Source organism: Xenococcus sp. PCC 7305, from assembly GCF_000332055.1.
Lineage (GTDB): Bacteria > Cyanobacteriota > Cyanobacteriia > Cyanobacteriales > Xenococcaceae > Xenococcus.
In genome coordinates, this window is record NZ_ALVZ01000190.1 from 22382 (window position 1) to 46849 (window position 24468).

General features: G+C 41.3%; 17 protein-coding genes, 2 tRNA genes and 1 riboswitch. Of the genes, 11 read left to right on the plus strand and 8 right to left on the minus strand.

Annotated features, from left to right (window positions below; all coding sequences use genetic code 11):
• Positions 1-133 precede the first annotated feature (133 nt).
• The 3 genes from XEN7305_RS14975 to thiC form a co-directional block, all read right to left on the minus strand.
• Entirely contained in the window at positions 134-4123 is a 3990-nt protein-coding gene (locus XEN7305_RS14975; protein WP_006510306.1) for a magnesium chelatase subunit H, read from the minus strand.
• Between the two features lie 241 nt (positions 4124-4364).
• Complete coding sequence (locus XEN7305_RS14980; protein ID WP_006510307.1) at positions 4365-4793, minus strand: hypothetical protein; 429 nt, start codon at positions 4791-4793, stop codon at positions 4365-4367.
• Positions 4794-4957: 164 nt separating this feature from the next.
• Positions 4958-6343: a phosphomethylpyrimidine synthase gene (gene thiC, locus XEN7305_RS14985; RefSeq protein ID WP_006510308.1), complete on the minus strand. Its 1386-nt coding sequence runs from the start codon at positions 6341-6343 to the stop codon at positions 4958-4960.
• A 5-nt stretch (positions 6344-6348) separates the two neighbouring features.
• A riboswitch (TPP riboswitch) is annotated at positions 6349-6569 on the minus strand.
• Between the two features lie 163 nt (positions 6570-6732).
• Between thiC and XEN7305_RS14990 the strand changes: the two genes are divergently transcribed.
• Positions 6733-7368, plus strand: a complete 636-nt coding sequence (locus XEN7305_RS14990; protein ID WP_006510309.1) for a TVP38/TMEM64 family protein — start codon at positions 6733-6735, stop codon at positions 7366-7368.
• A gap of 17 nt (positions 7369-7385) precedes the next feature.
• Here the strand turns inward: XEN7305_RS14990 and XEN7305_RS26765 are convergent, their stop codons facing one another.
• A complete protein-coding gene (locus XEN7305_RS26765) occupies positions 7386-9257 on the minus strand; it encodes a hypothetical protein (protein ID WP_006510310.1) in 1872 nt (623 codons plus the stop codon).
• 312 nt (positions 9258-9569) lie between these two features.
• Here XEN7305_RS26765 and psaA point away from each other — a divergent pair, with 312 nt between their 5' ends.
• From psaA to XEN7305_RS15030, 7 genes are all read left to right on the plus strand, one after another.
• Positions 9570-11819, plus strand: a complete 2250-nt coding sequence (gene psaA / locus XEN7305_RS15000) for a photosystem I core protein PsaA (protein WP_040898034.1) — start codon at positions 9570-9572, stop codon at positions 11817-11819.
• 246 nt (positions 11820-12065) lie between these two features.
• Positions 12066-14294, plus strand: a complete 2229-nt coding sequence (gene psaB, locus XEN7305_RS15005; protein ID WP_006510312.1) for a photosystem I core protein PsaB — start codon at positions 12066-12068, stop codon at positions 14292-14294.
• 146 nt (positions 14295-14440) lie between these two features.
• The gene (locus XEN7305_RS15010) at positions 14441-14677 is read left to right on the plus strand and encodes a NifU family protein (RefSeq protein WP_006510313.1); all 237 of its coding nucleotides are present in this window, start codon (positions 14441-14443) and stop codon (positions 14675-14677) included.
• Between the two features lie 101 nt (positions 14678-14778).
• Complete coding sequence (gene sodX / locus XEN7305_RS15015; protein WP_006510314.1) at positions 14779-15132, plus strand: nickel-type superoxide dismutase maturation protease; 354 nt, start codon at positions 14779-14781, stop codon at positions 15130-15132.
• Positions 15133-15155: 23 nt separating this feature from the next.
• Entirely contained in the window at positions 15156-15863 is a 708-nt protein-coding gene (locus XEN7305_RS15020; RefSeq protein ID WP_006510315.1) for a response regulator transcription factor, read from the plus strand.
• A gap of 99 nt (positions 15864-15962) precedes the next feature.
• Positions 15963-16628 (plus strand): YggS family pyridoxal phosphate-dependent enzyme, encoded by a 666-nt coding sequence (locus XEN7305_RS15025; RefSeq protein WP_006510316.1) that lies wholly within the window; start codon positions 15963-15965, stop codon positions 16626-16628.
• Positions 16629-16763: 135 nt separating this feature from the next.
• Positions 16764-18581: a hypothetical protein gene (locus XEN7305_RS15030; RefSeq protein ID WP_006510317.1), complete on the plus strand. Its 1818-nt coding sequence runs from the start codon at positions 16764-16766 to the stop codon at positions 18579-18581.
• A gap of 26 nt (positions 18582-18607) precedes the next feature.
• Here XEN7305_RS15030 and XEN7305_RS15035 read toward each other — a convergent pair.
• The 4 genes from XEN7305_RS15035 to XEN7305_RS15050 form a co-directional block, all read right to left on the minus strand.
• A tRNA-Gly gene (locus XEN7305_RS15035) sits at positions 18608-18679 on the minus strand.
• 243 nt (positions 18680-18922) lie between these two features.
• A complete protein-coding gene (locus XEN7305_RS15040) occupies positions 18923-19636 on the minus strand; it encodes a GDSL-type esterase/lipase family protein (protein ID WP_006510318.1) in 714 nt (237 codons plus the stop codon).
• 170 nt (positions 19637-19806) lie between these two features.
• Entirely contained in the window at positions 19807-20388 is a 582-nt protein-coding gene (locus tag XEN7305_RS29050; RefSeq protein ID WP_040898037.1) for a TIGR04376 family protein, read from the minus strand.
• Positions 20389-20425: 37 nt separating this feature from the next.
• Positions 20426-20500, minus strand: a tRNA-Asp gene (locus XEN7305_RS15050).
• A 123-nt stretch (positions 20501-20623) separates the two neighbouring features.
• Between XEN7305_RS15050 and XEN7305_RS15055 the strand changes: the two genes are divergently transcribed.
• From XEN7305_RS15055 to XEN7305_RS15065, 3 genes are all read left to right on the plus strand, one after another.
• Positions 20624-21811 carry an aspartate aminotransferase gene (locus XEN7305_RS15055; protein WP_006510320.1) on the plus strand — a complete coding sequence of 396 codons (1188 nt, stop codon included), beginning with the start codon at positions 20624-20626 and terminating at the stop codon, positions 21809-21811.
• 127 nt (positions 21812-21938) lie between these two features.
• Positions 21939-22361: an aspartate 1-decarboxylase gene (panD, locus tag XEN7305_RS15060; RefSeq protein WP_006510321.1), complete on the plus strand. Its 423-nt coding sequence runs from the start codon at positions 21939-21941 to the stop codon at positions 22359-22361.
• Between the two features lie 352 nt (positions 22362-22713).
• Positions 22714-24432, plus strand: coding sequence for a carbamoyltransferase C-terminal domain-containing protein (locus XEN7305_RS15065; protein ID WP_006510322.1), 1719 nt, complete (start codon positions 22714-22716; stop codon positions 24430-24432).
• Positions 24433-24468: the final 36 nt, after the last annotated feature.

Genomic DNA, 24468 nt, shown 5'->3' on the forward strand with positions numbered 1-24468 from the left:
AGTTTATCAACAATGTTTCCAAACCAAGAAATATCAATAAATTTATTGAATAACCCAGATGGCATTATCCAAACTTGGGGAAAAATAGAAGTCTCTAATTCCCTTGTCTGCTGGATTATTCAAGTTATGTTGATTATTCAACTCCTTCGATTTTGTCTTCAACTTCTTGATACAACTCTCTTAATCTATCGAGATTTTCTTCACTAGTTTCCCAGTAACCACGACCATTGACTTCGAGTAAAGTTCCAACAATCTTACGGAAAGAATTGGGATTCATATCCATCAGACGTTTACACATTTCGGGGTCATCAATAAAAGTGGTATTGACATCTTCATAAACCCAGTTATCCACAGCATCAGCAGTGGCACTCCAGCCCATGGTGTTAACCAAGCGTTTAGAAAGTTCTCTAACACCTTCATAACCGTGACTCAGCATCCCTTCATACCATTTGGGATTGAGTAATTTAGTCCGAGCATCTAAACGGACGGTTTCTGATAGAGTACGAATTTGAGCATTAGCCGTAGTTGTATCCGCAATGAAAGCAGTCGGTTTTTTGCCATCATCACGTAAGCTAGCGACAATTTTGGTCGGGTCAGAATCGAAGTAATGGGATACGTCTGTCAGACTGATTTCTGAAGAGTCAAGATTTTGGAAAGTAACTTCGGCTGTTTTCAGGGATTTCTCAAATATTTGCCGATTTTCACTCATGATTCCTGGATTATCGGAATCAAAAGCAAAGGATTTGCGGTTGAGATACATGTCTTGTAATTCTTTTTCTTCCTCCCAGGTACTATTTTCTACTGCCAAGTTGATATTAGAAGAATAGGAACCAGAAGAATTGGAAAAGATCCGAGTTGCGGCTTGACGCAGATTAACGCCCATTTCCGCCGCCTGCTCAAGGGCATGTTTGCGAACAAAGTTCATTTCTGGAGGTTCGTCTGATTCTGCTGCCATTTTCACGGCTTGGTCTAGCAAATTCATTTGGTTGATAAACAAATCACGGAACACTCCAGAGCAATTGACCACCACATCGATGCGAGGGCGACCTAATTCTTCTAGGGGAATCAGTTCTAACTTATTCACTCTTCCTAAGGCGTCGGGCACAGGACGGACTCCTACCATCCACATGATTTGGGCTAGGGATTCACCATAGGTTTTGATATTATCGGTTCCCCAAAGAACGCAAGCAATGGTTTCGGGGTAATTGCCATCATTATCTAGCTTTTGTCTTTCTACTAGTCGATCTACCACCACCTTGGCACATTTGACAGCAGCTAAGGTGGGAATAGATTGAGGGTCGAGAGCGTGGATATTTTTTCCTGTGGGTAAGACATTGGGATTGCGAATCGGGTCACCACCAGGGCCGGGCAGAACATATTCTCCTTCTAAAGCTTTGAGAAGTCCACCTAGTTCTTGATCAGCACAAATTTGCTCCAAACAAAATTCGAGATATTCAAATAGAGGCTTGAGTAGTTCCTTGTCTACATTGAGATAACCCAAATCATGTAAAGCTGCGACCCAAGGTTCTTTCTTGCCAATATTAAGGAAGTTGAGCTTGGAAACCATGGAAACTCTACCTTCGGCATCGATTTGTGCTCTGACCAAAGCCCCTACTGCATTACGAGTTGCTTGGATAATATCTTGGCATAGTTGGACATCTGCTAAGACACCGCGATCATTATTGGCATAGATTTCATCAATATTCCTCTCGATGCTTTGGGCAATGATGCGAGGTAATGAGACAATTTCATCCTCTTCGCGATCTAAAGCTGCAATATTAACTAGAGTCGCGATCGCCTCTTCTGCTGTGGGAGGTTTGCCAATTACATGTAAGCCACAGGGCAAAAGACGTGATTCAATTTCCATCAGTTGTTTGTAAACTAAACCAATGATTGTGTCTCTTTCGTCTTGAGTTAATTCTTTGGCTGCTTTTTCGGGAAAGTCAATATCTTTATCGAGATTAACAATTCGCGCTTGATCCATCACAGTATCGACAATTTGGACACCGCGACCACTATCTTTGAGACCTTGGTAAGAACCAATAAGTTCACCTAATTCTTTCAACCCTTTGTATAATCCAGCATTTTCCGCTGGGGGAGTGAGGTAAGAAATAGTAGAAGCATAACCACGACGTTTGGCAATAGTCGCTTCTGAAGGATTATTTGCCGCGTAATAATAAATATTGGGAATCGAACCAATCAAGCTATCGGGATAGCATTCCCCAGACATGCCCATTTGTTTGCCTGGCATGAATTCTAAGGAGCCATGAGTACCGAAGTGGAGTACCGCATCAGCTTGCCATACTTGCTCTAGGTAAGTGTAGTAAGCGGCAAAACCATGGTGAGGAGACGCTGATTTGGAGAACAAGAGTAGCATGGGATCTCCTTCATAACCGAAGGTGGGTTGTACTCCGATAAACACATTTCCGAACTGTTTACCGTAGATCAAAAGATTTTGGCCATCACTATTGAGATGTCCTGGAGGGGGTCCCCAATTCTCTTCTAACTTGCTGGAATAGGGAGTTAGTTTTTCATATTCTGCCACAGACATCCGATGGGCAATATTCAATTCGGGAGAGGCATATTGAGCTGTTGCATCATGAATTACTAATTCCATCAACTCTTGGGCCGATTCGGGGAAATCCTGAACATCGTAGCCATTGCCCCTAAGTCCTTTCATGACTTCATAGATTGAGCCAAAGACATCCAGATAGGCCGCAGTTCCCACATTTCCTTTATCGGGGGGGAAACTAAAAACAGTGATGGCAATTTTCTTATCTAATTTAGGCTTTTTGCGAAGATTGCCCCATTTCATTGCTCTTTTGGCGATCGCTTCTATCCGATCCTGCAATGCGATCGCCCGACCTGTATCACCGTCACGACCCGAAACAATAATCGGCTCAATCGCGCCATCAAGTTCGGGAATTGCGATTTGCAATGCTACTTGCACTGGATGCAATCCTAATTCGCTAGCTTCCCATTCTTCAGTAGTTTGGAAGACAATGGGCAATGCCACCATATAAGGACGATTCAATCGTTTCAGAGAATCAATTGCTTTAGGATGATCTTGTCTTGCCGGTCCGCCCACTAGGGCAAAACCAGTGAGAGATACCACCACATCAACTAAAGGTTGGGGTTCAGTGCTGTTAGTGACTTCCCAGAAATACTCTTCTACTGGTTTGGAAAAATCTAGACCTCCAGCAAATACAGGAAGTACTCGCGCTCCCATCGCTTCTAGTTCTTGCACCATGGCTACATAATGGGCATCATCTTTTGTTACTAGATGGGTACGTTGCAAAACCAACCCAATGCAAGGAGCTAAGGGATCTTTTAAATTATCGTCAATATCGCTGCGGGAGTTAAACCAATTAAGATACTCTTTGACATCTTCGAACATTTCTGGGGCGAGGGGATGCCAAACTCCCATATCGGGATAGACAATGGGTTCAGAGTAGGTAACCCCATTGGCAATATTTTTATCCTGATAAACATATTTATCGGCCAGCATTAGCAGGAAGTTCTCTAGGTTGTCAGAGTTGCCACCAAGCCAATATTGAAAACTCAACATGAAATTACGGGCGTCCTGGGCTTTTTCCACAGGCAAGTATTTCAGTACTTTGGGCAAGGTGCGTAACAACTTGAGCATCGCATCTTGGAAGGAGCTGCCTGAATTTTCCTTCCGCTTGCGCATAAACTGTGCGATCGCACTCTTAGATTGTCCCAACTGCGCCATCGAGAAGCTACCCATCTTGTTAAGCCTCATTACTTCTGGCATCGAAGGAAAGACAATCGCAGCATCTAGGCGATCGCGATGAGGGGTAACAGCAGCTACGACTTTCTGAGCCAAATCTTCAATAAAGATCAAAGACGCAATAAAGATATTTGCCTGGGTCATATCCTGCTGGAAATCGGCATAATTTTCTTCATTGCGAAGTTCTTCGATCAAATACCCATTCAGTTCTATAGCCAAATGGGGGTTGTTTTTATTGATATTTCTCGCAGCTTCAGACAAGGTGCTTTGGTACTGAGGCTCCAGCACGACATAGACCACCCTCAGCAAATCACGCCCTTTGAGGTCTTCTGGCGTTACACGACGTATGGTGGACTTGACGTGAGTGAACATATACTTGATTCTCCTTACTTAAACTTGGTGCGACCAGTAATTTTACGGTTCCAGCAAGACCAAAAACTCACTTAGACAACGGGTTGCTCCTAAATGTTTCTATCAAAAAATGCTCCAACAAAACCGCATTTCTCTTGATTTGACACAATTTTATAAAAAAATGGTTATATTTTGTTACATTCTTTTACATTTGTAATGAGTGTACACTTTTATTTTTGTTTACAAAGATTAATAAAATATTTTAACTTACAGGACTAACTGGCCAAAGAAAATGCCCAGCAGCAGTTCCCAGGATAAGTAAAATCAGCTGTGCTGGGATAGGCACAATGGCCTTATAAGACAAACCTGCCACTAGGATCAAGAATGTTAATCCCAACAAAATCATTAGAGGACTGGGGCTGGAGAATAATGGCGTTGCCCTGGCCAGAAAAAAATGACCACCAATGACACCCCAAGCCCAAGTTATGACAAAAAAGCGACTATAAGACCAATTTTGGATAACCTCGCTGATAGTGTCTTCTTGAACATCATTAAAAGCGAGAAAAAAGTCTACGACTATAACGATTACAAATACTACCAGAATAAATTTTTCGGTGAATACTACCCATTTAGAAGCATTAATGTTGAGAGCCAGCTGCTTAATCAAGGGGGTTTGTTCGTTGATACTCATGGTTATTTTATGGAACAATAACGACACCTTATATAATAAACTGCGTCTAATTTGAAACCCTTAGTTTTTGTAAATAGAAAAGAAAACACGCCATCTAACTTGTAAATAAAAATCAAATGACGTGTTTTATAGATATTAAATTAGTTTAACTAATTAGCTATTGATTAACTTTGCCCAACTGCTTCTTTTGCGTCTTCTTGAGCTAAGAATTTTTCTAATTCAGTCAAAGCATCGGCATCAACTTTAGTTTGCATCGGGCAGAATTTAGGCCCACACATTGAGCAAAATTCCGCAGTTTTATAAATATCTGCGGGCAGGGTTTCGTCGTGATACTCTCTAGCGCGATCAGGATCGAGAGACAATTCAAACTGTTTTTCCCAGTCAAAATTATAACGAGCGTGGGAAAGTTGATCATCGCGATCGCGTGCTCCCGGACGATGACGAGCGATATCCGCTGCATGGGCTGCTATTTTATAGGCAATCAAGCCATTGCGCACATCCTCAGCATTTGGCAAACCCAAATGTTCTTTAGGCGTTACATAACAAAGCATTGCTGTACCATACCAGCCTGCCATTGCTGCTCCGATCGCCGAGGTAATATGATCATAACCAGGAGCAATATCCGTTACCAAAGGTCCCAGAACATAGAAAGGAGCTTCGCTACATTCTTCCATTTGTTTGCGGACATTAAATTCAATCTGATCCATAGGCACATGGCCAGGGCCTTCGACCATAACTTGAACATCATGTTCCCAAGCCCGGCGAGTCAACTGTCCGAGGGTCTTTAATTCTGCTAGTTGAGCCTCATCAGAAGCATCATGGGTGCAACCAGGGCGTAGAGAATCACCTAAGCTAAAAGAAACATCATATTTCTTGAAAATCTCAATAATGTCATCGAAATGAGTATAAAGAGGATTTTGCTTGTGATGATGCAGCATCCATCTGGCAATAATTCCGCCACCACGAGAAACAATCCCTGTAATACGGTTTCTGACTAGGGGCAAATGCTCGATCAAAATACCTGCGTGAATTGTCATATAATCCACACCTTGCTGAGCATGTTTCTCGATGATTTGTAAGAAATCATCTGCTGTCAGATTTTCGATATTACCATGAACGCTTTCTAGAGCTTGGTAAATTGGGACAGTGCCAATGGGAATCGGTGAAGCATTAATTACTGCTGAGCGAATCTCATCTAAATTACCGCCTCCAGTAGATAAATCCATTAAGGTATCAGCACCGTATTTCACCGCTTGGTGGAGTTTCTCTAATTCCTCACCAATATCAGAAGAATTGGGAGAAGCCCCAATATTAGCGTTGACCTTACATTTAGAAGCAATCCCGATCGCCATTGGTTCGAGATTAGTGTGATTGATATTGGCGGGAATAATCATTCTTCCTCGCGCAACTTCATCACGAATTAAATCTACTGGTAAGTTTTCTCTTTGGGCAACATAATGCATCTCTTCAGTGATTAGTCCCTGACGGGCATAATGCATTTGGGAGACATTACTTTGTCCGCGCCGTTTGGCAACCCATTCCGTTCTCATATTATTTCCTCAATAAACAGCTTCCCTACGCTGGTACGAACCAGTCTCAGGTTCTAAGAGTATTTCTCAGCCTTTGTACAGTTATTAGCTATCAGTTATCAGTTATCAGTTATTTAATTCAGTGATAATCTATTGTGGCTTGCCAGATTAATAATGAATTGTTTACTGTTTACTGCTCACTGTTCACTGTTCACTGTTCACTGAATAGGCACCCCTAGCTATGGTTAAGGATTTTAGCATTATTAATAACCGTGATGCCATGTCAACTCGACAAACCAGATAAAGATAAATTAATCGAGAGCTAAATAAAATCTCAGCTAGTTCTCAAACACATATGAATCAATAGTATTTGACTAATCTTATTTTTGAAAATAAATACACAGATTTTTATGAGTAAGCTGAATCTGGTTCCAGAAGTTTTACACCATAGCTTGGCAGGAATTCAAAGCTTAGGTTCATTGGGCGGGATTTTATTTGTATTCCTCTACACAGTTACCACGATCGCACTTATTCCAGGCTCGATTCTGACTTTGGGTGCTGGAGTAATCTTTGGCGTTGTTTGGGGTTCATTCTATGTTTTTCTCGGAGCAATATTCGGCGAAACCTTAGCTTTTTTGATTGGTCGTTATTTGGCAAGGGATTGGGTTTATCGAAAAATCAAGGGTAATCAAAAGTTTTTCGCGATTAATAAGGCTTTAAAGAGAAAAGGATTCAAAATAATTTTGCTCACTCGTCTTTCTCCCATTTTTCCTTTTAGTTTATTAAATTATGCTTTCGGGGTGACAGGTGTTTCTCTGCGGGATTATTTTTTAGGGTCTATTGGGATGATTCCCATGACTATTACCTATGTTTATTTCGGTTCTTTGGTTGGAGATTTAACAGCTTTGGGAGCAGATAGTGCCATCGCAAATCAGGGATTACAATGGATAGTCCGAATTTTCGGCTTGTTAAGCGCGATCGCCACAACATTTTACATTACAAGAATTGCTCGTCAAGCTCTCAATGAATCCTTAAGACAAAGCTAATATTTAAAATTACTTTGCTACTTGTTGTTATTCAGATATGTTTCTAAATAGCCTTTAATGTAGTTTACGAGATATTGAAACTTGCTTTTGATTATTTCTATAATATTTCTGTCTTCCGGAGTTTGATTTGGAATTGATACTTTAATTTGTTTTTGTGATTCCTCAACTATGTTTTGAGCTTTCGTTGGCTCTTCTGATGGCACTTCCTCTATTTCGGAAGTAGGTTCAATTTCCTTAATGCTTTGATTTTCGCTTGATTCAGGAATATCTAAAAGAATGTCTTCGACAATGGCCTTGTCTTTAATAGCTCCTGAGTTGTTTATTTCAGGGCTCTCAATGGTCTTGATTTGACTTATTCCCTGTGCGGCAGCTTCAGTGTTGCCTGCTTCTAAGCTCTGTTCTAAGCTCTCTGGTGTAAGTTCCTCTTCAAGCTGCAATCCTGTTTGATTAACTTTTAAGTCCTTGTTAGGAATCCCCTTGTCTGGGTGAATCTCCGGTTCAACAATTTTTTTCCGCTCAGTTGTAGGATTTTCTGGAATAGTTTCTACTTTTTCCTCAGCTTCTTCTACTAAAGTTTTTGGCTTTTCTAAAGTAACTTGCGACTTTGCATCCACTCCTGTTTCCGAGATGTCAAAAATTTCTGTGGTAATTTCTAATTCTTTTGCCTCCTCTTGTATTTCATTAGTTTCTAGAAGGAGCTTTAATTTATCTTGGTCTTCTTCATCAGTTTCTGGTTTGTTTTGCGCAATAGGCTCCTCTGTTGCCGATTCCGATTCACCCTCTACAACAGTTTCTTGCTCTGTAATCTCTTCGATCAGGACTTTTGAGTCATCCACAATGTCGACAGTTATTGAATCTTCTTGGTTAAATTCTGATTGGTCAGCAGTTTCTTCTGAACTAATTTCTTCAGAAACTTCTTGAATATTTTTTTCTAAAGCTTGTTCGTAGTTAGGGTCAACAATTGACATGACATTTTGCAAGTCAATCTCCCCTGTAGTTATTTTTGCTAAGGTGTCCTGATTATCGGCATTTTCAGGATCATAACTAATGAGTCTTACTGTATTGTTGAAGGTATTATCAATACTGTTTCCCTCGTCATCAAGTAGTTCTAATTGAATCCAATTATTACCGATTTCAAATCCTGTAAGATAAACTGGTTGCCATTGATCAAGGATAAAACTTTCACCATTTACTGTTGCGCGAACTCTCCAAGATGGCACTTGTCTTGGCGAAGAGTTGTTGACTATTGCCTCGCGAGAAAGATGACTTAAATAGAAGTCGAGCATAATAGGCTCAGCACCATAGGTTCCATTAGGGCTGCTGTAAGTCAATAAAGGTATTTGGGGATCGGGATTATTTTCTTGGGTTTGAGTCAAAACATGAAATGTGGTTTCCGCATAAGCACCCTGGTTTTTGAAGCCTTCATGCCAAGGTCGCACTGCAAATACCCTAAGAGTATGAGTGCCAGGAGGCAAATTTTCTAAAACAATTGGCTCTTCTATGTTATAGATTGCCTGGTAAGGTTCATTATCCAAAATCAAATGTAAATGGGGCCCCATTTCGAGGTCTTCAGCTTTGAATAAAGAAAAATCAGTAACTTTTAATTGAACGGCAACATTGGTGTCCTCAAGCACTTTATCTGGTGAAGGGCTAAGAATTGAGACTTGAGGTTTATCGCTGTCAATTGCTTGGTCGAGTTTACGAATTAGAATCGGTGGCGCAGCTTCAGACAAATTAATCGGGCTGTCTGGAAAATTATCAAAACTGAGATTCTTGATGTCTGGTATGGGAAATGCCTTTATGCGATCACTGATGTTATTTAGATCACCACAACTGACCAAACCGAAGCTTAACGCGATCGCCAATAAGTAAGAGAAAATATTTTTCATCACCAGGATATTAAAGGAACAAAATAGTCTTCACCGCATCATTTTATTTCAATTTGTAAAGAAAATTGGTTTTTTGTTGACTTCCCTTTGTTTCGATTGGAAACGTAAACCTCGTCACATCAAGAATCACACTGATTTAAAATTTTGTTAAGCATTACCGAAATTACCGAGGACAAGGTCTTATTATCTTATTTAATGCTTTGCTCAGCCTAAACAAAATAGGTTCAAATAAGCATCCTCAAGAGTGAGTGGTAAATTCAGCCATTACTTTTGGCATTATCAAACCCTATTTATTTCAAGTAGGAAAAATCTATTATTAGAGAGAGGAAAACCCTCATGGCCTTAGTTGATAAGGATCCAGTACCTACTTCAACGGAGAAGTGGGGAAAGCCTGGTCACTTTGACCGTACTTTGGCAAAAGGACCCAAAACCACCACTTGGATTTGGAACCTGCACGCCAATGCGCATGACTTTGACAGTCATACAAGTGACCTCGAAGATGTTTCTCGGAAAATCTTCAGCGCGCATTTTGGTCACTTAGCAGTTGTATTTGTTTGGTTAAGCGGAATGTACTTCCATGGTGCTCGTTTTTCCAACTACGAAGCTTGGTTGACTAACCCCACTGGCATTAAGCCCAGCGCGCAAGTAGTTTGGCCCGTTGTTGGTCAAGGAATTTTAAACGCCGATGTCGGCGGCGGCTTCCACGGTATTCAGATTACATCTGGTCTGTTTTACATGTGGCGAGCTGCTGGTTTTACTAATAGCTACCAACTATACTGCACCGCGATCGGTGGTCTAGTTATGGCAGCTTTAATGCTATTTGCTGGTTGGTTTCACTACCACAAATCTGCTCCCAAATTGGAATGGTTCCAAAACACAGAATCCATGCTTAACCACCATTTAGCTGGTTTGTTAGGTTTAGGTTCTTTAGGTTGGGCAGGACACCAAATCCATGTGTCTCTACCAGTCAATAAACTTTTAGATGCGGGGGTCGCAGCCAGCGACATTCCTTTGCCTCATGAGTTTATTTTGGATCCAAGCAAAATGGCAGAGCTATATCCCAGTTTTGCTCTAGGACTTAAACCTTTCTTTACCCTAAATTGGGGAGTCTATTCGGATTTTCTCACTTTTAAGGGAGGATTGAATCCTCTGACTGGAGGTTTGTGGCTTTCTGATACAGCTCATCATCACCTCGCAATTGCTGTCTTGTTCATCGTTGCGGGTCATATGTACCGAACTAACTGGGGCATTGGTCACAGTTTGAAAGAAATTCTCGACGGACATAAAGGAGATCCAGTACTCTTTGGTGGTGAAGGACATAAAGGTTTATATGAAATCTTAACTACTTCATGGCACGCTCAACTAGCAGTGAATTTAGCAATGTTGGGTTCTTTGACCATCATCGTGGCACAGCATATGTACTCGATGCCGCCTTATCCCTATCTTGCAGTTGACTATGGTACCCAGTTATCATTGTTCACTCACCATATGTGGATTGGTGGATTCCTAATTGTCGGTGCTGGTGCCCATGCGGCAATCTTCATGATTCGAGATTATGACCCAGCGAAGAATGTTAATAATGCTCTTGATAGAGTGCTTCGCTCCCGCGATGCCATAATTTCTCACCTTAATTGGGTATGTATTTTCCTAGGCTTCCATAGTTTTGGTCTATACATTCACAACGACACTATGAGAGCTTTGGGTCGTCCCCAAGATATGTTCTCAGATACAGCAATTCAGCTTCAACCGATATTTGCTCAGTGGATCCAAAATATTCACACCCTAGCACCTGGTGGCACAGCGCCTACTGCTTTGGGTTCGGCTAGTGTTGCGTTTGGTGGCGATGTTGTTGCTGTTGGTGGCAAAGTAGCCATGATGCCGATCGCGCTGGGAACAGCTGATTTTATGGTGCATCATATCCATGCATTTACAATTCATGTAACTGTATTGATTCTACTCAAAGGTGTACTATACGCTCGTAATTCTCGCCTGATTCCTGATAAATCAGAATTAGGGTTCCGTTTCCCTTGCGATGGTCCTGGTCGTGGTGGTACTTGCCAAGTTTCAGCTTGGGATCACGTGTTCCTAGGACTATTCTGGATGTACAACTCACTCTCTGTCGTAATTTTCCACTTCAGTTGGAAGATGCAATCAGATGTTTGGGGAACTGTTGCTCCAGATGGCAGTGTGTCCCATATTACCTACGGTAACTTTGCCCAAAGTGCAATTACAATCAATGGTTGGTTGCGCGATTTCTTGTGGGCGCAAGCTGCTCAAGTAATTAACAGCTATGGTACTGCTTTGTCTGCTTACGGCATTATGTTCTTAGCAGGTCACTTCATCTTTGCCTTTAGTCTGATGTTCCTTTTCAGTGGACGTGGTTATTGGCAAGAATTAATTGAGTCAATTGTTTGGGCTCATAATAAACTTAAGGTAGCTCCTGCGATTCAGCCTCGGGCATTGAGTATTACTCAAGGCCGTGCTGTTGGGGTAGCTCACTACCTTCTAGGGGGAATTGTTACTACCTGGGCGTTTTTCTTAGCAAGGTCGCTTTCGCTCTAGACAATTCCTTATGTTTGCCAGTCTTTGTGGGAATGCCTTAGTAATTCGCTAAAGTATTCTCATCAGGATTGGTAGCTTACCCTTCCCCCCTATGGGAAAGTAAGAAGTATTAAAATAAGGCGGTCTTATGCCGTTTTTAAACATAGCTACTTAGAACATATAAAATCTAGGTAGTAACAAAAACAGAAAATGGGTAGCTCCATTTGCACTCATTTTTTTTACCAGAGGAGAATTCCGCTCATACCTATGGCAACTAAATTTCCCAAGTTTAGCCAGGATCTCGCTCAAGACCCGACCACTCGTAGAATTTGGTATGGTATTGCCACTGCTCATGACTTTGAGCTTCACGATGGCATGACTGAAGAGAATCTTTACCAAAAGATTTTTGCTTCCCACTTCGGTCACCTTGCAATCATATTCTTGTGGACTTCCGGGACTCTCTTCCACGTCGCCTGGCAAGGCAATTTTCAACAGTGGATAAAAGATCCTTTAAATACTCGCCCCATCGCCCATGCGATTTGGGACCCCCATTTTGGTCAAGGCGCCATTGATGCCTTCACTCAAGCTGGAGCTTCTAGCCCAGTAAACATCGCTTATTCTGGTGTTTACCATTGGTTTTATACCATTGGGATGACGACCAACCAAGATCTTTATCAAGGTGCGATCTTCTTATTGATTTTTGCTTCCTTGTTATTGTTTGCTGGCTGGTTACACCTACAACCTAAGTTCCGTCCCAGCCTATCTTGGTTTAAGAACGCTGAATCTCGCCTCAATCACCATTTAGCAGGTTTGTTTGGTGTGAGTTCTCTAGCTTGGACTGGTCACTTAGTTCACGTTGCAATCCCTGAATCTCGCGGACAGCATGTAGGTTGGGACAATTTCTTGTCTACACCTCCCCATCCGGCAGGTTTGGCACCTTTCTTCAGTTTGAACTGGGGTGTTTATGCTCAGAATCCTGATACTGCAGGTCATGTATTTGGAACTTCTGAAGGCGCAGGAACTGCAATCTTGACTTTCCTAGGTGGTTTTCATCCTCAAACTGAATCTCTTTGGTTAACAGATATTGCCCATCATCATTTGGCGATCGCTGTAATTTTCATTATTGCAGGACATATGTACCGAACTAATTTCGGTATTGGTCACAATATGAAAGATATAATGGCAGCTCATAACCCTCCCGCAGGTACACCCTTCGGTGGCATGATTGGTGATGGTCACAAAGGAATTTATGACACTTATAACAACTCTTTGCACTTCCAACTTGGGTGGCATTTGGCTTGTTTAGGTGTAATTACCTCTCTGGTTGCCCAGCATATGTATTCGTTGCCATCCTATGTATTTATTGCGGAGGATCAGACGACGCAGGCAGCTTTATACGTGCATCACCAATATATTGCTGGTTTCTTGATGGTGGGGGCTTTTGCCCATGGCGCAATCTTCTTGGTTCGTGATTATGATCCAGTAGCCAACGAAAATAACGTTTTGGCTCGGATGCTCGAACATAAGGAAGCGTTGATTTCTCACTTGAGCTGGGTGACTTTATTCCTTGGGTTCCATACTCTAGGTTTATACGTTCACAACGACGTAGTAGTTGCTTTCGGTACTCCTGAGAAACAAATCCTGATTGAACCTGTATTTGCTCAATGGGTTCAAGCTGTTTCTGGTAAAACTCTTTATGGGTTCGATACTTTACTTTCTAATCCTGACAGTATTGCCTCAACTGCTTGGCCGAATTACGGAGCTGTATGGTTACCTGGTTGGTTAGATGCAATTAATAGTGGAACTAATTCCCTATTCTTAACCATTGGGCCTGGTGATTTCCTAGCTCACCATGCGATCGCTCTAGGTTTACACACTACAACTTTGATTTTGGTCAAAGGTGCCCTAGATGCTCGTGGTTCTAAACTAATGCCCGACAAGAAAGACTTCGGTTTTGCTTTCCCTTGTGATGGCCCCGGACGTGGTGGTACTTGTGATATCTCGGCATGGGATTCTTTTTACCTTGCAATGTTCTGGATGCTGAATACCATAGCCTGGCTAGATTTTTACTGGCATTGGAAACATCTTGGTGTTTGGCAAGGGAATGTGGCTCAGTTCAACGAGAACTCGACTTACCTTATGGGTTGGTTCCGAGATTATCTCTGGGCAAACTCGGCGCAATTAATCAACGGATATAATCCCTACGGCACGAATAACCTTTCTGTTTGGGCTTGGATGTTCCTCTTTGGGCATCTGGTTTGGGCAACTGGTTTCATGTTCCTCATCTCTTGGCGTGGATATTGGCAAGAGTTGATCGAAACTATTGTTTGGGCTCACGAGCGTACTCCTCTAGCTAACTTGGTTCGCTGGAAAGACAAGCCCGTTGCTCTTTCAATTGTGCAAGCTCGCGTAGTTGGTTTAGCCCATTTCACGATCGGCTTTGTCTTAACTTACGCTGCCTTCCTGATAGCTTCTACCTCTGGGATTTACGGTTAGCAAATAACCATAAATTCTTAATCGGTAGTAAACGAAATTATTCCCTTACCTTTTGGTGAGGGATTTTTATTTTGTGTCCTAATGGGCAACTGTTGATCTAGATCTTGTATCCTAAAAGTATTGAGCTTTAGGAAAAAATATAAATTATGACCTTAGCATTAACTACAGATAATGTAGAAACTGTGTTAGACGAATTACGTCCTTATTTGATGTCGGATGGCGGCAATGTAGATCTGGTAGAAATTGAAGGACCAATAGTAAAGTTGAAATTACAAGGTGCTTGTGGCTCTTGTCCCAGTTCTGCTATGACATTAAAAATGGGGATTGAACGCCGTTTACGGGAGAAAATTCCTGAAATTGTGGAAGTTGAACAAGTTATGTAGTTGTCAATGCCTGTGTAAAATCGCTGATCTAATGATTTAGATCAGCGATCCTCTTGTGCAGTGATTGGCAAAAATACTAATTTGATTGTGAAAGTATCTTAATGAATCCAGAATTACCAGATATTAGTTGCCAAGAGTTTTGGCTCTGGGTATTCCGCAGACGTAAACGGTTTCGCGTTGTCGGTGAATCAATGCAGCCTCTATTGCAACCTGGAGAAGAGATTTTAATTAATCCTTATGCTTATCAAAAGTTACATCCTCAAGTCAGAGATGTAGTGGTCGTGATTCATCCAGAGCAATCAAACCTAGAGATCGTCAAAAGAATTGTCGAAATTAGGCAAGATAATACTTATTTTCTGGAAGGAGATAATTTACCATACAGTACAGACAGTAGAAATTTTGGCCCAGTGGAATTCAATCTTATCCGAGGTAGAGTTACTAGTCGTTTTGCTTGATTTTTTAATTCTTTTTAAATAGTATGTCTGAACAAAAAAAATTACTTTTAGTCGATGATGAACCTGGCGTTAGAGAATCAGTACAAGCTTATTTAGAAGATAACGAAGAATGGAAAGTCGCAGCCGCCAGCAATGTAGAAGAAGCTTGGACATTGATCAAGCAGGAAACTCCTGATCTGATTATTTCTGATGTTATGATGCCGCAAGTCGATGGCTACCAATTTTTAGAGCAATTAAGAACTGATGCTCGATATCAGGTAATTCCTGTGATACTTTTGACGGCTAGGGGAATGACCAGAGATCGGATTAAAGGCCATGATATCGGTTGTGATGCTTATTTAGCTAAACCATTTGATCCAGAAGAGTTAGAGTCGATTGTGAGAAATCTCTTGAAGAGAAAAGAGGCGATCGCGGGTGATAATAGCAGCAGTACAGAGCTGGCAAAAATTGCCGAGGAACTTGAATATATCAAAGGCAAGCTGGACGAGAAATCCGAGCCAGGAACTGGTTTTCAGACGACTCCTCCGCCAATGAAAATTGATCTGACCCCAAGAGAACAAAGTGTTCTTGACTTAGTTGCCCAGGGATTAATGAACAAAGAAATTGCTCGGGATCTGAAAACTAGTGTTCGGAATGTCGAAAAATACGTAAGTCGTCTTTTTAATAAAACAAGTACTAATAGTCGTACCGAGTTGGTTCGTTTTGCTCTCAAACATGGGTTAACTAATTAGGGATGAGGGATAAAGGATGAGGGATAAAGGATGAGGGATGAGGAAAATACGAATTCCGTTTAGTATTGAAAAAAATTAACAGATGGCAATAACTATTTTATGGCAGGAGAAGTAGCAAAAAGAATTGGAGAAATTAAGCAAAAAGTTCCGCCTCATGTTCGTTTGATTGCGGTTAGTAAGCAGGTTTCTGCCGATGCGATGCGCATTGCCTATGAAGCAGGAGTTAGGGATTTTGCGGAAAATAGGCTACAAGAGGCGATCGCCAAACAAGAACAATTGCAGGATTTAACAGATATTTGTTGGCATTTTATTGGTCATATTCAAACTAAAAAAGCTCGTAAAATCATGGCCAACTTTCACTGGATTCATTCTATTGATAGCCTCAAGCTAGCTGAAAAAATCAATGCTTTGGCAGTGGAATTGGAGAATAAACCCCAATTATTGCTGCAAGTCAAGCCATTAGCAGATCCGAACAAATATGGTTGGCAGATAGAAGAGTTACTAAGAGATCTACCAGTATTAGATGGTCTAAAAAATATTCAAATCAAAGGATTAATGACAATTCTCCCTTGGGGACTAGCGGCGGAAAAAAACCTCATCGCCTTTAAGATGGTTCAAGAATTGGCAGAGAAAATTCGGCAGCAAAACTATTCTAGTCTTCACATGCAAGAGCTTTCTATGGGCATGTCGGGAGATTATCCTTTGGCAATTCAAGCAGGTAGCACCATGATTCGTCCCGGTAGAATCATTTTTGGGGAACGTTAGATGAAGGCAGAAGGCAGATGGCAGACCTAACCGTATTCGCATATGTTTCGGTAGGGAATCCTAAGAATAGTCGAAATCCTAAAAATCAGTTGCTAAAATCGTTGGCGTTTATTGTGGGTAATCGTCGGCGATCGCATGAAAAAGCATTTAGTTTGGTACAGCATAGTTCTAGCAAATATCATCGGATTATTGCTCTCGGATGTCAGTATGGCGCAAGAAAGAGACATCAAGCAAGCCCAGAGACAGAGTGATCAGCAAGATAATAGGGAAATTTTGACTCCTTTGGGGCAACAGTTTTTTACTCAACCGACGGCTAATCATCTGCAACGGGGAGATTTTACGATTAATGTCGATACTCGTATTTTTTTCTTACCTGATTTTGTCGAAAGTAGTGTCGATGATGAGGATACGGCAGTTAATTTTAATACAGGTTTCAGTTGGGGAATCACCGATAAACTACAAATGACGCTGCAATTTCAACATGTAGATAGTAGTTCTCCAGCTAAGCAAGGAGATTTTACTTCCGAGCGTACCGAAGACAATGAAGCAGCAGGGGAATTCAAATATCAACTATGGCGCAATAGCACTAATACTCAAGCTCTCAGTGGAGTAGTTTCGGCTTCTTGGGGTACTCGGGGTTTTCGGTTTATTGGGGAAGGGCAAGATGTCGAGATTAATAATCGCAATGTCTTTGTCACCTTAGCTACTCCTTTCACCGCACAAGTTAATCAGCGTTGGCAATTTAACTTTTCGCCGACTCTGACATTTTTTAACGACAAAAATGCTGCTTTCTACCATCGCCTACCTACAGACAATGATGAAGAATTTGGCACTGTTTTCGGTTTAACCGGCGGGGTTTCTTACAAGATTAATCCTCGTCTTTATCTTTGGGGTGATGCCTTTATTCCGCTGACAGGAAATAATAGTATAAGTCGAGAATCGGGAAAACCCGACACTGCGATCGCATATAATGCGGGACTTCGCTATTTAGTTAATCCTGGGCTGGCTCTGGATTTTTATGCTTCGAATACTTTTGCCAGTTTTGGCCCTCTTAGCGTCACAGCAGACCGGGACTTAGTGGCATTTGGCACCAACCTAACTTTTATGCCAGATTTTATTGCTGCTAATCGTAAATATCAAGACTCATTTGGCAAAGAACGAATTGAGACTCCTCTAACCATAGATGGCTTAGCTTTCTTCGATGGGGGGATTGTGCCGAGTCAAAAATTTCTCTTACACCTTCAAGGAGGCAGCCAGGGAATACTGACAGCTTTGCGTTACGGATTTCTCGATGATTTTGAGGCGGGAATTTATCTAGATTACGTCTCGGGCGATATTGATGAATCGGAACAGGGAATAAGTGGCAAAATTAGGTTTCTCAATCAAAACGAGGGCTCGCCCCTCACTCTTAGTGTTGCTACAACAGTGGGACTTACTAACCAACCTTTTGTTAATTTCCTCGCTAACGATCGCGATGAATTTGATCGCCGTGATCTCGATAAGGAAGTCCCCATATTTACTCCAGGGGGTGATGACCTGGAAGAAGGCAAGCAATTAATTGTGACACTAGCTTTGCCGATGCATTACCAATTCGAAAATCATCATGCAGTCTGGTTGACTCCGATTGTGGGTTATGTACAACGCGAAGGTACAGAAATTGCTGGTTTTAATATTGGTGGATCGCTCTCATTATCCGAGGAATTTAGTTTACTGGGGGAAGTGGGGGCAAATTTTGCTGGGGAAGGCAATGCCTTTAAGGGTGACAATTTAGACGATGTCATTCCTTGGACCGTCGCATTTCGTTGGAATCCTTCCAAGTTACTTAAAGTGACCACTGATAGTCAATTGGAATTATATCTAACCAATCGGGTGGGCTCTTCTACTTGGCATCAACTAAGAGTCAGAGACGATAATGATCTGGCTATCGGATTGGGTTTACAATTGCCTTTCTAAAACTAATTAGTGCTTTGGATAATAAGAGCGGGTGAAGAGATTCGAACTCTCGACATCGACCTTGGCAAGGTCGCGCTCTACCACTGAGCTACACCCGCGAACTATTTGTTCACCTTTGTAAGTATCACAGAATAAATTTTTCTTGTCAAATATTTTTTTGCACGACTTGGCAATTTATGGTCTAGTCAGGACAGGTGTTGGGTTTTAGGTGATAGGTTTTAGGGCACAAAGAGCTATATAGCACTACGTATTTTTGTTCCCTGTTCCCTGTTCCCTGTTCCCTTTCACCAAATTATATATGCCCTAACTATTTTTTGTAGTGCTATATTTTGATTTTTCAATTAACCAACAGCTTGCCAAGTTGTAATGTCATGGAACAAATTCTCGTAGCCTTCGATATTAGGATGTAGCCCATCTTCTCCATATTGCGATCGCAACCAGTTTTCCCCTCTAGATAACCATAAGTCAAATAAATCCAAATAGGGAATCTGTCTTTCCTGACAAGCTTTGAGCGTAGCTTCTTTGTAACGATATTGATCGAGATGGTTGTAATAAAGACAATCGTAAAAAGGCATTTTAGACTCATCTACGGGAATCATGCCGACAAAAAACACCGGAGCAAGACTAGTGGCCAAATCCAGTAAGGTCGTTAATTGCTGCTGGAACGCGACAAAATCGCTAAATAATCTGCCGTCTGGTTTACCCAGGCGAGGAGAATCATTTGTGCCTACTGAAAGCAAAATTGCATCGGGTACTTGAGATCGCAATTCTCCCCGACGATGGAATTCTATGGGTAAGCGCTGAGTCACATTCACTAGGCGATCGCCTCTGACTCCCAAATTATATAACACGCGATCGCCTGATTCTGGAGACATCCATTGACGACGTAATCTTTCTACCCAACCACCACCAACAAAATCTCCGTAACCATAAACAATGCTGTCACCGATCGCAATTATCTTGAGAGGAGTTTTACTTTGCAGTTGAGATAAGGACTGAGGTACAGATTTAATAGTTGAGGGAGCAGCGTGATCAGTAGAAATGAGAGTTGTCATAAATGAGTGTTATTTAAATTCGTTAAAAAAAATCAGCTTAATATTTATACATATTATCTGATCACTCGCGTTTCGTCTCATTTATATATCCTATGAGGGAAAATGGCGTAATGGGTAATGGGTAATGGGTAATGGGTAATGGGTAATAAGTAATAAGTAATGGGTAATGATCAATGATTAATGTTTTTCTTGATTTGTTCTAATTCTGACTCAACTTCCAACTCTTGGAATTTTGCCTCTAGTGGGTCGCTTGTCGAACTGTTATCACTGTGATTATTATTCATGCCTTGATTCCAACCCTTAGTATAGCGATCGCTATAGGTTTCATTATTGGCAGATTTTATTTCGGCAGACTTGGCTTTGACTGCTTCAAGTCTCTGTTGAATCTGCTGTAAAAGCTCTTTGGCTCGGGGAATCTGCTTCTTTGTCCCCTCCATTTTTCCCCAAACTTGATTGCCTTGTCGCAACAGAGCAGCTTCTCTTTCTTTGGCTGCTTCTGCGAGATCCCGTCTGCCTGCTGCTGTAGCTGTGTCCACCCGAGTATGCCAGAGTTTAATCTTCTCTGCGATCGTGATAATCTCGGCCTGTAAGGCCTTTTCCTTAAGTTGAAACTCGACAATCAGACTTTTGGTGTCTCGCTCTTGTTCTTTGAGCTGCTCTTCTAAGGCTGAAAGTTCTAGATGGGGATGCTTGCGTAAAAAATCCTCTAATTGCTTTTCAACAAATTGGTTAATATTATCAAATAAGCCCATAGACCATAGCGGAGTCAACGCAAGGTAATAATTAGAACGGGACTGACGGGGCTCGAACCCGCGACCTCCTGCGTGACAGGCAGGCATTCTAAACCAACTGAACTACAGTCCCAAATAAGTCACGAATAACATGGTAGATTGTTTTGTCCTAGTTGTCAAACTTTTTAGAATCTGTTGGCATAATTGTCATTGGAAATGAGAGAATAATAAGTCATGTAAACTGCTAGCTGGAATGATGAGTTTGGACTGGATTAAACGCGCCGATCGCCTAAGTGCCTTACCCCCCTATGTTTTTGCTCGTTTAGATGAGCTGAAAGCCCGAGCAAGAGAACAGGGTTTGGACCTCATAGATCTGGGAATGGGTAATCCTGACGGGGCAGCACCTCAACCGATAATTGATGCTGCGATCGCAGCTTTAGCAGAACCGCAAAATCATGGTTATCCTCCCTTTGAAGGCACAGCTAGTTTTCGCGCTAGCATCACTACTTGGTATCAACGCTGTTATGGAGTGGATCTTGACCCAGACAGCGAAGTTCTCCCCACCATTGGCTCCAAAGAAGGTTTAGGACATTTAGCCCTAGCTTATATCAATCCTGGAGATTTGGTGCTCGTGCCCAGTCCTTCCTATCCCGCCCATTTTCGTGGTCCTTTAATTGCTGGAGGACAAATTTATGATCTCAAACTCACAGCAGAACAAGATTGGCTAATTGACTTGGATGCGATACCTGAAGATGTCGCCCAAAAAGCCAAAATGCTCTACTTTAATTATCCGAATAACCCGACCACTGCCACGGCACCTCGGGAATTTTTTGAGGAGGTAGTTGCCTTTGCCCGTCATTATTCCATTTTGCTCGTTCATGACCTATGTTACGCAGAATTAGCTTTTGACGGTTATCAACCCACCAGCTTATTAGAAATTCCTGGAGCCAAGGACATTGGTGTCGAATTCCACACTCTCTCCAAAACCTATAATATGGCAGGCTGGCGTGTTGGATTTGTGGTGGGCAATTCCGATATCATCCAAGGTCTACGCACTCTCAAAACAAATTTGGACTATGGAATTTTTGCCACCATTCAAAAAGCAGCTGAAACAGCTCTCCAGTTACCTGACAAATATATCCAGGATGTTCAAAAACGTTACAGTGAAAGAAGGGATTTTTTAATTCAAGGTTTAGGAGAACTCGGATGGTCAATTCCCCCATCACAAGCAACTATGTATCTCTGGATACCCACTCCTGTCGGGGTTGGTGCCACAGAATTTGCCCTTGATGTTTTGCAGAAAACTGGAGTGGTTTTAACCCCTGGTAATGCTTTTGGCGAAGCGGGAGAAGGTTACGTTAGAGTTAGTCTGATTGCTGACCTTGATCGCCTGCAAGAAGTTCTAAATCGTTTTCACCAAGCAGGAATTAGATATAAGGGATAAGGGATGAGGGATGAAGGATGAGGAAGGAGTGCTAGTGTCGTTTCGCGGAAGTAATGAGAATTAATTAAGTAATAAGTAATGAGTAATGAGTAATGAGTAATAAGTAATAAGTAATGAGTAATGAGTAATGAATCATCAAGCAACCATTAGATTAATGCATGCCAAGCTGCACCGCGTTACCGTGACTGAAGCCAATGTTAACTATATTGGCAGTATTACTGTAGATAAGGACTTGCTCGATCGCGTAGGAATCTTGCCCCTCGAAGAAGTTGATGTGATTAATCTCGATAATGGTAAACGTTGGTCTACCTATGCAATTCCTGGAGAAGCAGGTTCTGGAGAGATTTGTCCCAATGGAGGGGCGGCCTTGCTCTGTAAGCCAGGAGATTTATTGATTATCATCGCCTATGAAGAACGCGATCGCTCAGATGTCCTCACCAAGGGTCATCAAGCAAAAGTCTTGGTTGTTGATGAGCATAATCGCTGTCAGAAGTTTATGTCTCAAAATCTCACTTCAGAAAATAATAAAATCGAATTTTCTTCTATCTAAAGGCGAAATCAGTTCAACTTCTTGAAGGGGCGGTTTCTTCTTTGTTTCTAAAATATAGATGATTATCTATTGTACTAATACAATCAGGGCCATGTCTCAGTGATAGTACTATAAAGCCTAAGTAATAACACTATTATTCTCCGTAATAACACCTAAGCATTCTACGGAGTTAATTTTTGTCCCTAAGTAATAATCCGGATGAAATATCAAAATCAATCATTACAATCATTGTATATATAGTTATTTGGCCTCAAGATCATATCCGTTGATATGCTGAGAGCTAATTCTAATTATTTATGTATGTTTTTGTAGTTCGATTTTTTTTAGTTCAAATCATCCAATACTTAGCAAAATGAACAATCCTAATAAGTATATTCTCGGTATTAATTCTGCTTACCATGAATCCTCTGCTTGTTTAATCAATAATGGTCAAGTTGTAATCGCCGTTGAGGAGGAAAGACTCAATCGTATTAAACATGCAAAACCCGCAAAAGTTGACAATCCCCATATTTTGCCTTTTAAATCGATACAACTTTGTTTAGACAAAGCAGGCATTGGGTTTCAAGATATAGATCAAATAGGTTACTCCTTCAATCCAGAAAGAAGATTGCTCAACAGGGATCTGCAACAACCTTGTATTGATGGTGATTGGGGTAGTAAATCAGGAGAAGAACTTTTTTATCAAAAACTACAAGAAATAATTCAGATTCTCAGTGATTTTGCAGGGGAAGACCTCAGCCGTAAGTTAAAATGGCTCGACCACCATTTATGTCATGCGGCAAGTGCCTATTTTGTCTCACCCTATGAAGATGCGGCGGTTCTTGTTATCGATGGAATTGGCGAGTTTGAATCCACTACTATGTACCAGGGTAAGGGTAATAAATTATCGGAATTAAATAGCATCAAATATCCCAATAGCCTAGGATTTTTATGGGAAAAAATGGCAGAATTTCTGGGTTTTAGCGAGTATGATGCCTGCAAGATTATGGGGCTAGCTTCCTATGGTCACTATAGTTACTATTACAATACATTTAAGCAATTTATTCAAACTGGCCCAGGAAGTTTTTCGATAGACAATGATGTTTTGCAGTTTAGACTTAATGAGTTTACTGGCCTAGAAAGATTATTTGGAGCTAAACGCGCAGCCGATCAGGAATTGGCAGAACGCCATACTGACATTGCCGCCGCATTGCAAAAAATTACCGAGGAGATCGTCTTAGAACTAGGGGCTGATCTTTATCGCCGCACAAAAAGTAAGAATCTTTGTCTTGCTGGCGGTGTTGCTTTAAACTGCGTTTGCAACGGTGTCTTACAAGAACATAGCCCCTACGAGAACATCTATATTCAACCTGCGGCTCATGATGCAGGAACTGCGATCGGCGCAGCCTATATTTTATGGAATCAGGTTTTAGATAATCCGAAAACCTATGTCATGGATAATCCTTATTTGGGTCCAGAATATACGGACGATGAGATCCGAGATGTTCTCGATAGTCAGAATTTGAAATATTCCTATCATGAAAACATCGAAGAAGTTGCTGCTGGGTTGATTGCTAAAGGATATATTATCGGTTGGTTTCAAGGAAAAGCAGAAATTGGCCCTAGAGCATTAGGCAATAGATCTTTACTCGCAGATCCTCGACATCCTTATATGAAGGATATTATTAATATGAAGGTCAAAAAGAGAGAGGGTTTTCGTCCCTTTGCTCCCTCAGTTTTGGCAGAAAAAGCCGATGAATGGTTTAGAATTCCCAATAGACAAAATCCTTCCAACTTTATGTTGATTGCTTATGATGTTCTTAAACATCAACAAGAATTGATTCCTGCTGTGACTCATGTTGATGGTACAAGCCGAGTCCAAACTGTAGAGAAATCATTTAATTCTAAGTATCATAAATTGATAGAAGAATTTGAAAAAATTACTAACATCCCGATTGTTCTTAACACTTCCTTGAACAAGATGGAGCCTGTTGTTTGTAGCCCAGAAGATGCAGTTAATACGATGAAAAAAGCCCATTTATATTATCTGGTTGTGGGCAATTTTGTGGTCGACAATACTTGGTCTAAGTAATAAGTAATAAGTAATAAGTAATAAGTAATAAGTAAT

What these genes read in the sequence shown, in the direction of transcription:
- XEN7305_RS14975 (WP_006510306.1), bottom strand. Translation starts at nt 4,123, where the DNA reads ATGTTCACTCACGTCAAGTCCACCATACGTCGTGTAACGCCAGAAGAC.
- XEN7305_RS14980 (WP_006510307.1), bottom strand. Translation starts at nt 4,793, where the DNA reads ATGAGTATCAACGAACAAACCCCCTTGATTAAGCAGCTGGCTCTCAAC.
- thiC (WP_006510308.1), bottom strand. Translation starts at nt 6,343, where the DNA reads ATGAGAACGGAATGGGTTGCCAAACGGCGCGGACAAAGTAATGTCTCC.
- XEN7305_RS14990 (WP_006510309.1), top strand. Translation starts at nt 6,733, where the DNA reads ATGAGTAAGCTGAATCTGGTTCCAGAAGTTTTACACCATAGCTTGGCA.
- XEN7305_RS26765 (WP_006510310.1), bottom strand. Translation starts at nt 9,257, where the DNA reads ATGAAAAATATTTTCTCTTACTTATTGGCGATCGCGTTAAGCTTCGGT.
- psaB (WP_006510312.1), top strand. Translation starts at nt 12,066, where the DNA reads ATGGCAACTAAATTTCCCAAGTTTAGCCAGGATCTCGCTCAAGACCCG.
- XEN7305_RS15010 (WP_006510313.1), top strand. Translation starts at nt 14,441, where the DNA reads ATGACCTTAGCATTAACTACAGATAATGTAGAAACTGTGTTAGACGAA.
- sodX (WP_006510314.1), top strand. Translation starts at nt 14,779, where the DNA reads ATGAATCCAGAATTACCAGATATTAGTTGCCAAGAGTTTTGGCTCTGG.
- XEN7305_RS15020 (WP_006510315.1), top strand. Translation starts at nt 15,156, where the DNA reads ATGTCTGAACAAAAAAAATTACTTTTAGTCGATGATGAACCTGGCGTT.
- XEN7305_RS15025 (WP_006510316.1), top strand. Translation starts at nt 15,963, where the DNA reads ATGGCAGGAGAAGTAGCAAAAAGAATTGGAGAAATTAAGCAAAAAGTT.
- XEN7305_RS15030 (WP_006510317.1), top strand. Translation starts at nt 16,764, where the DNA reads ATGAAAAAGCATTTAGTTTGGTACAGCATAGTTCTAGCAAATATCATC.
- XEN7305_RS15040 (WP_006510318.1), bottom strand. Translation starts at nt 19,636, where the DNA reads ATGACAACTCTCATTTCTACTGATCACGCTGCTCCCTCAACTATTAAA.
- XEN7305_RS29050 (WP_040898037.1), bottom strand. Translation starts at nt 20,388, where the DNA reads ATGGGCTTATTTGATAATATTAACCAATTTGTTGAAAAGCAATTAGAG.
- XEN7305_RS15055 (WP_006510320.1), top strand. Translation starts at nt 20,624, where the DNA reads ATGAGTTTGGACTGGATTAAACGCGCCGATCGCCTAAGTGCCTTACCC.
- panD (WP_006510321.1), top strand. Translation starts at nt 21,939, where the DNA reads ATGAATCATCAAGCAACCATTAGATTAATGCATGCCAAGCTGCACCGC.
- XEN7305_RS15065 (WP_006510322.1), top strand. Translation starts at nt 22,714, where the DNA reads ATGAACAATCCTAATAAGTATATTCTCGGTATTAATTCTGCTTACCAT.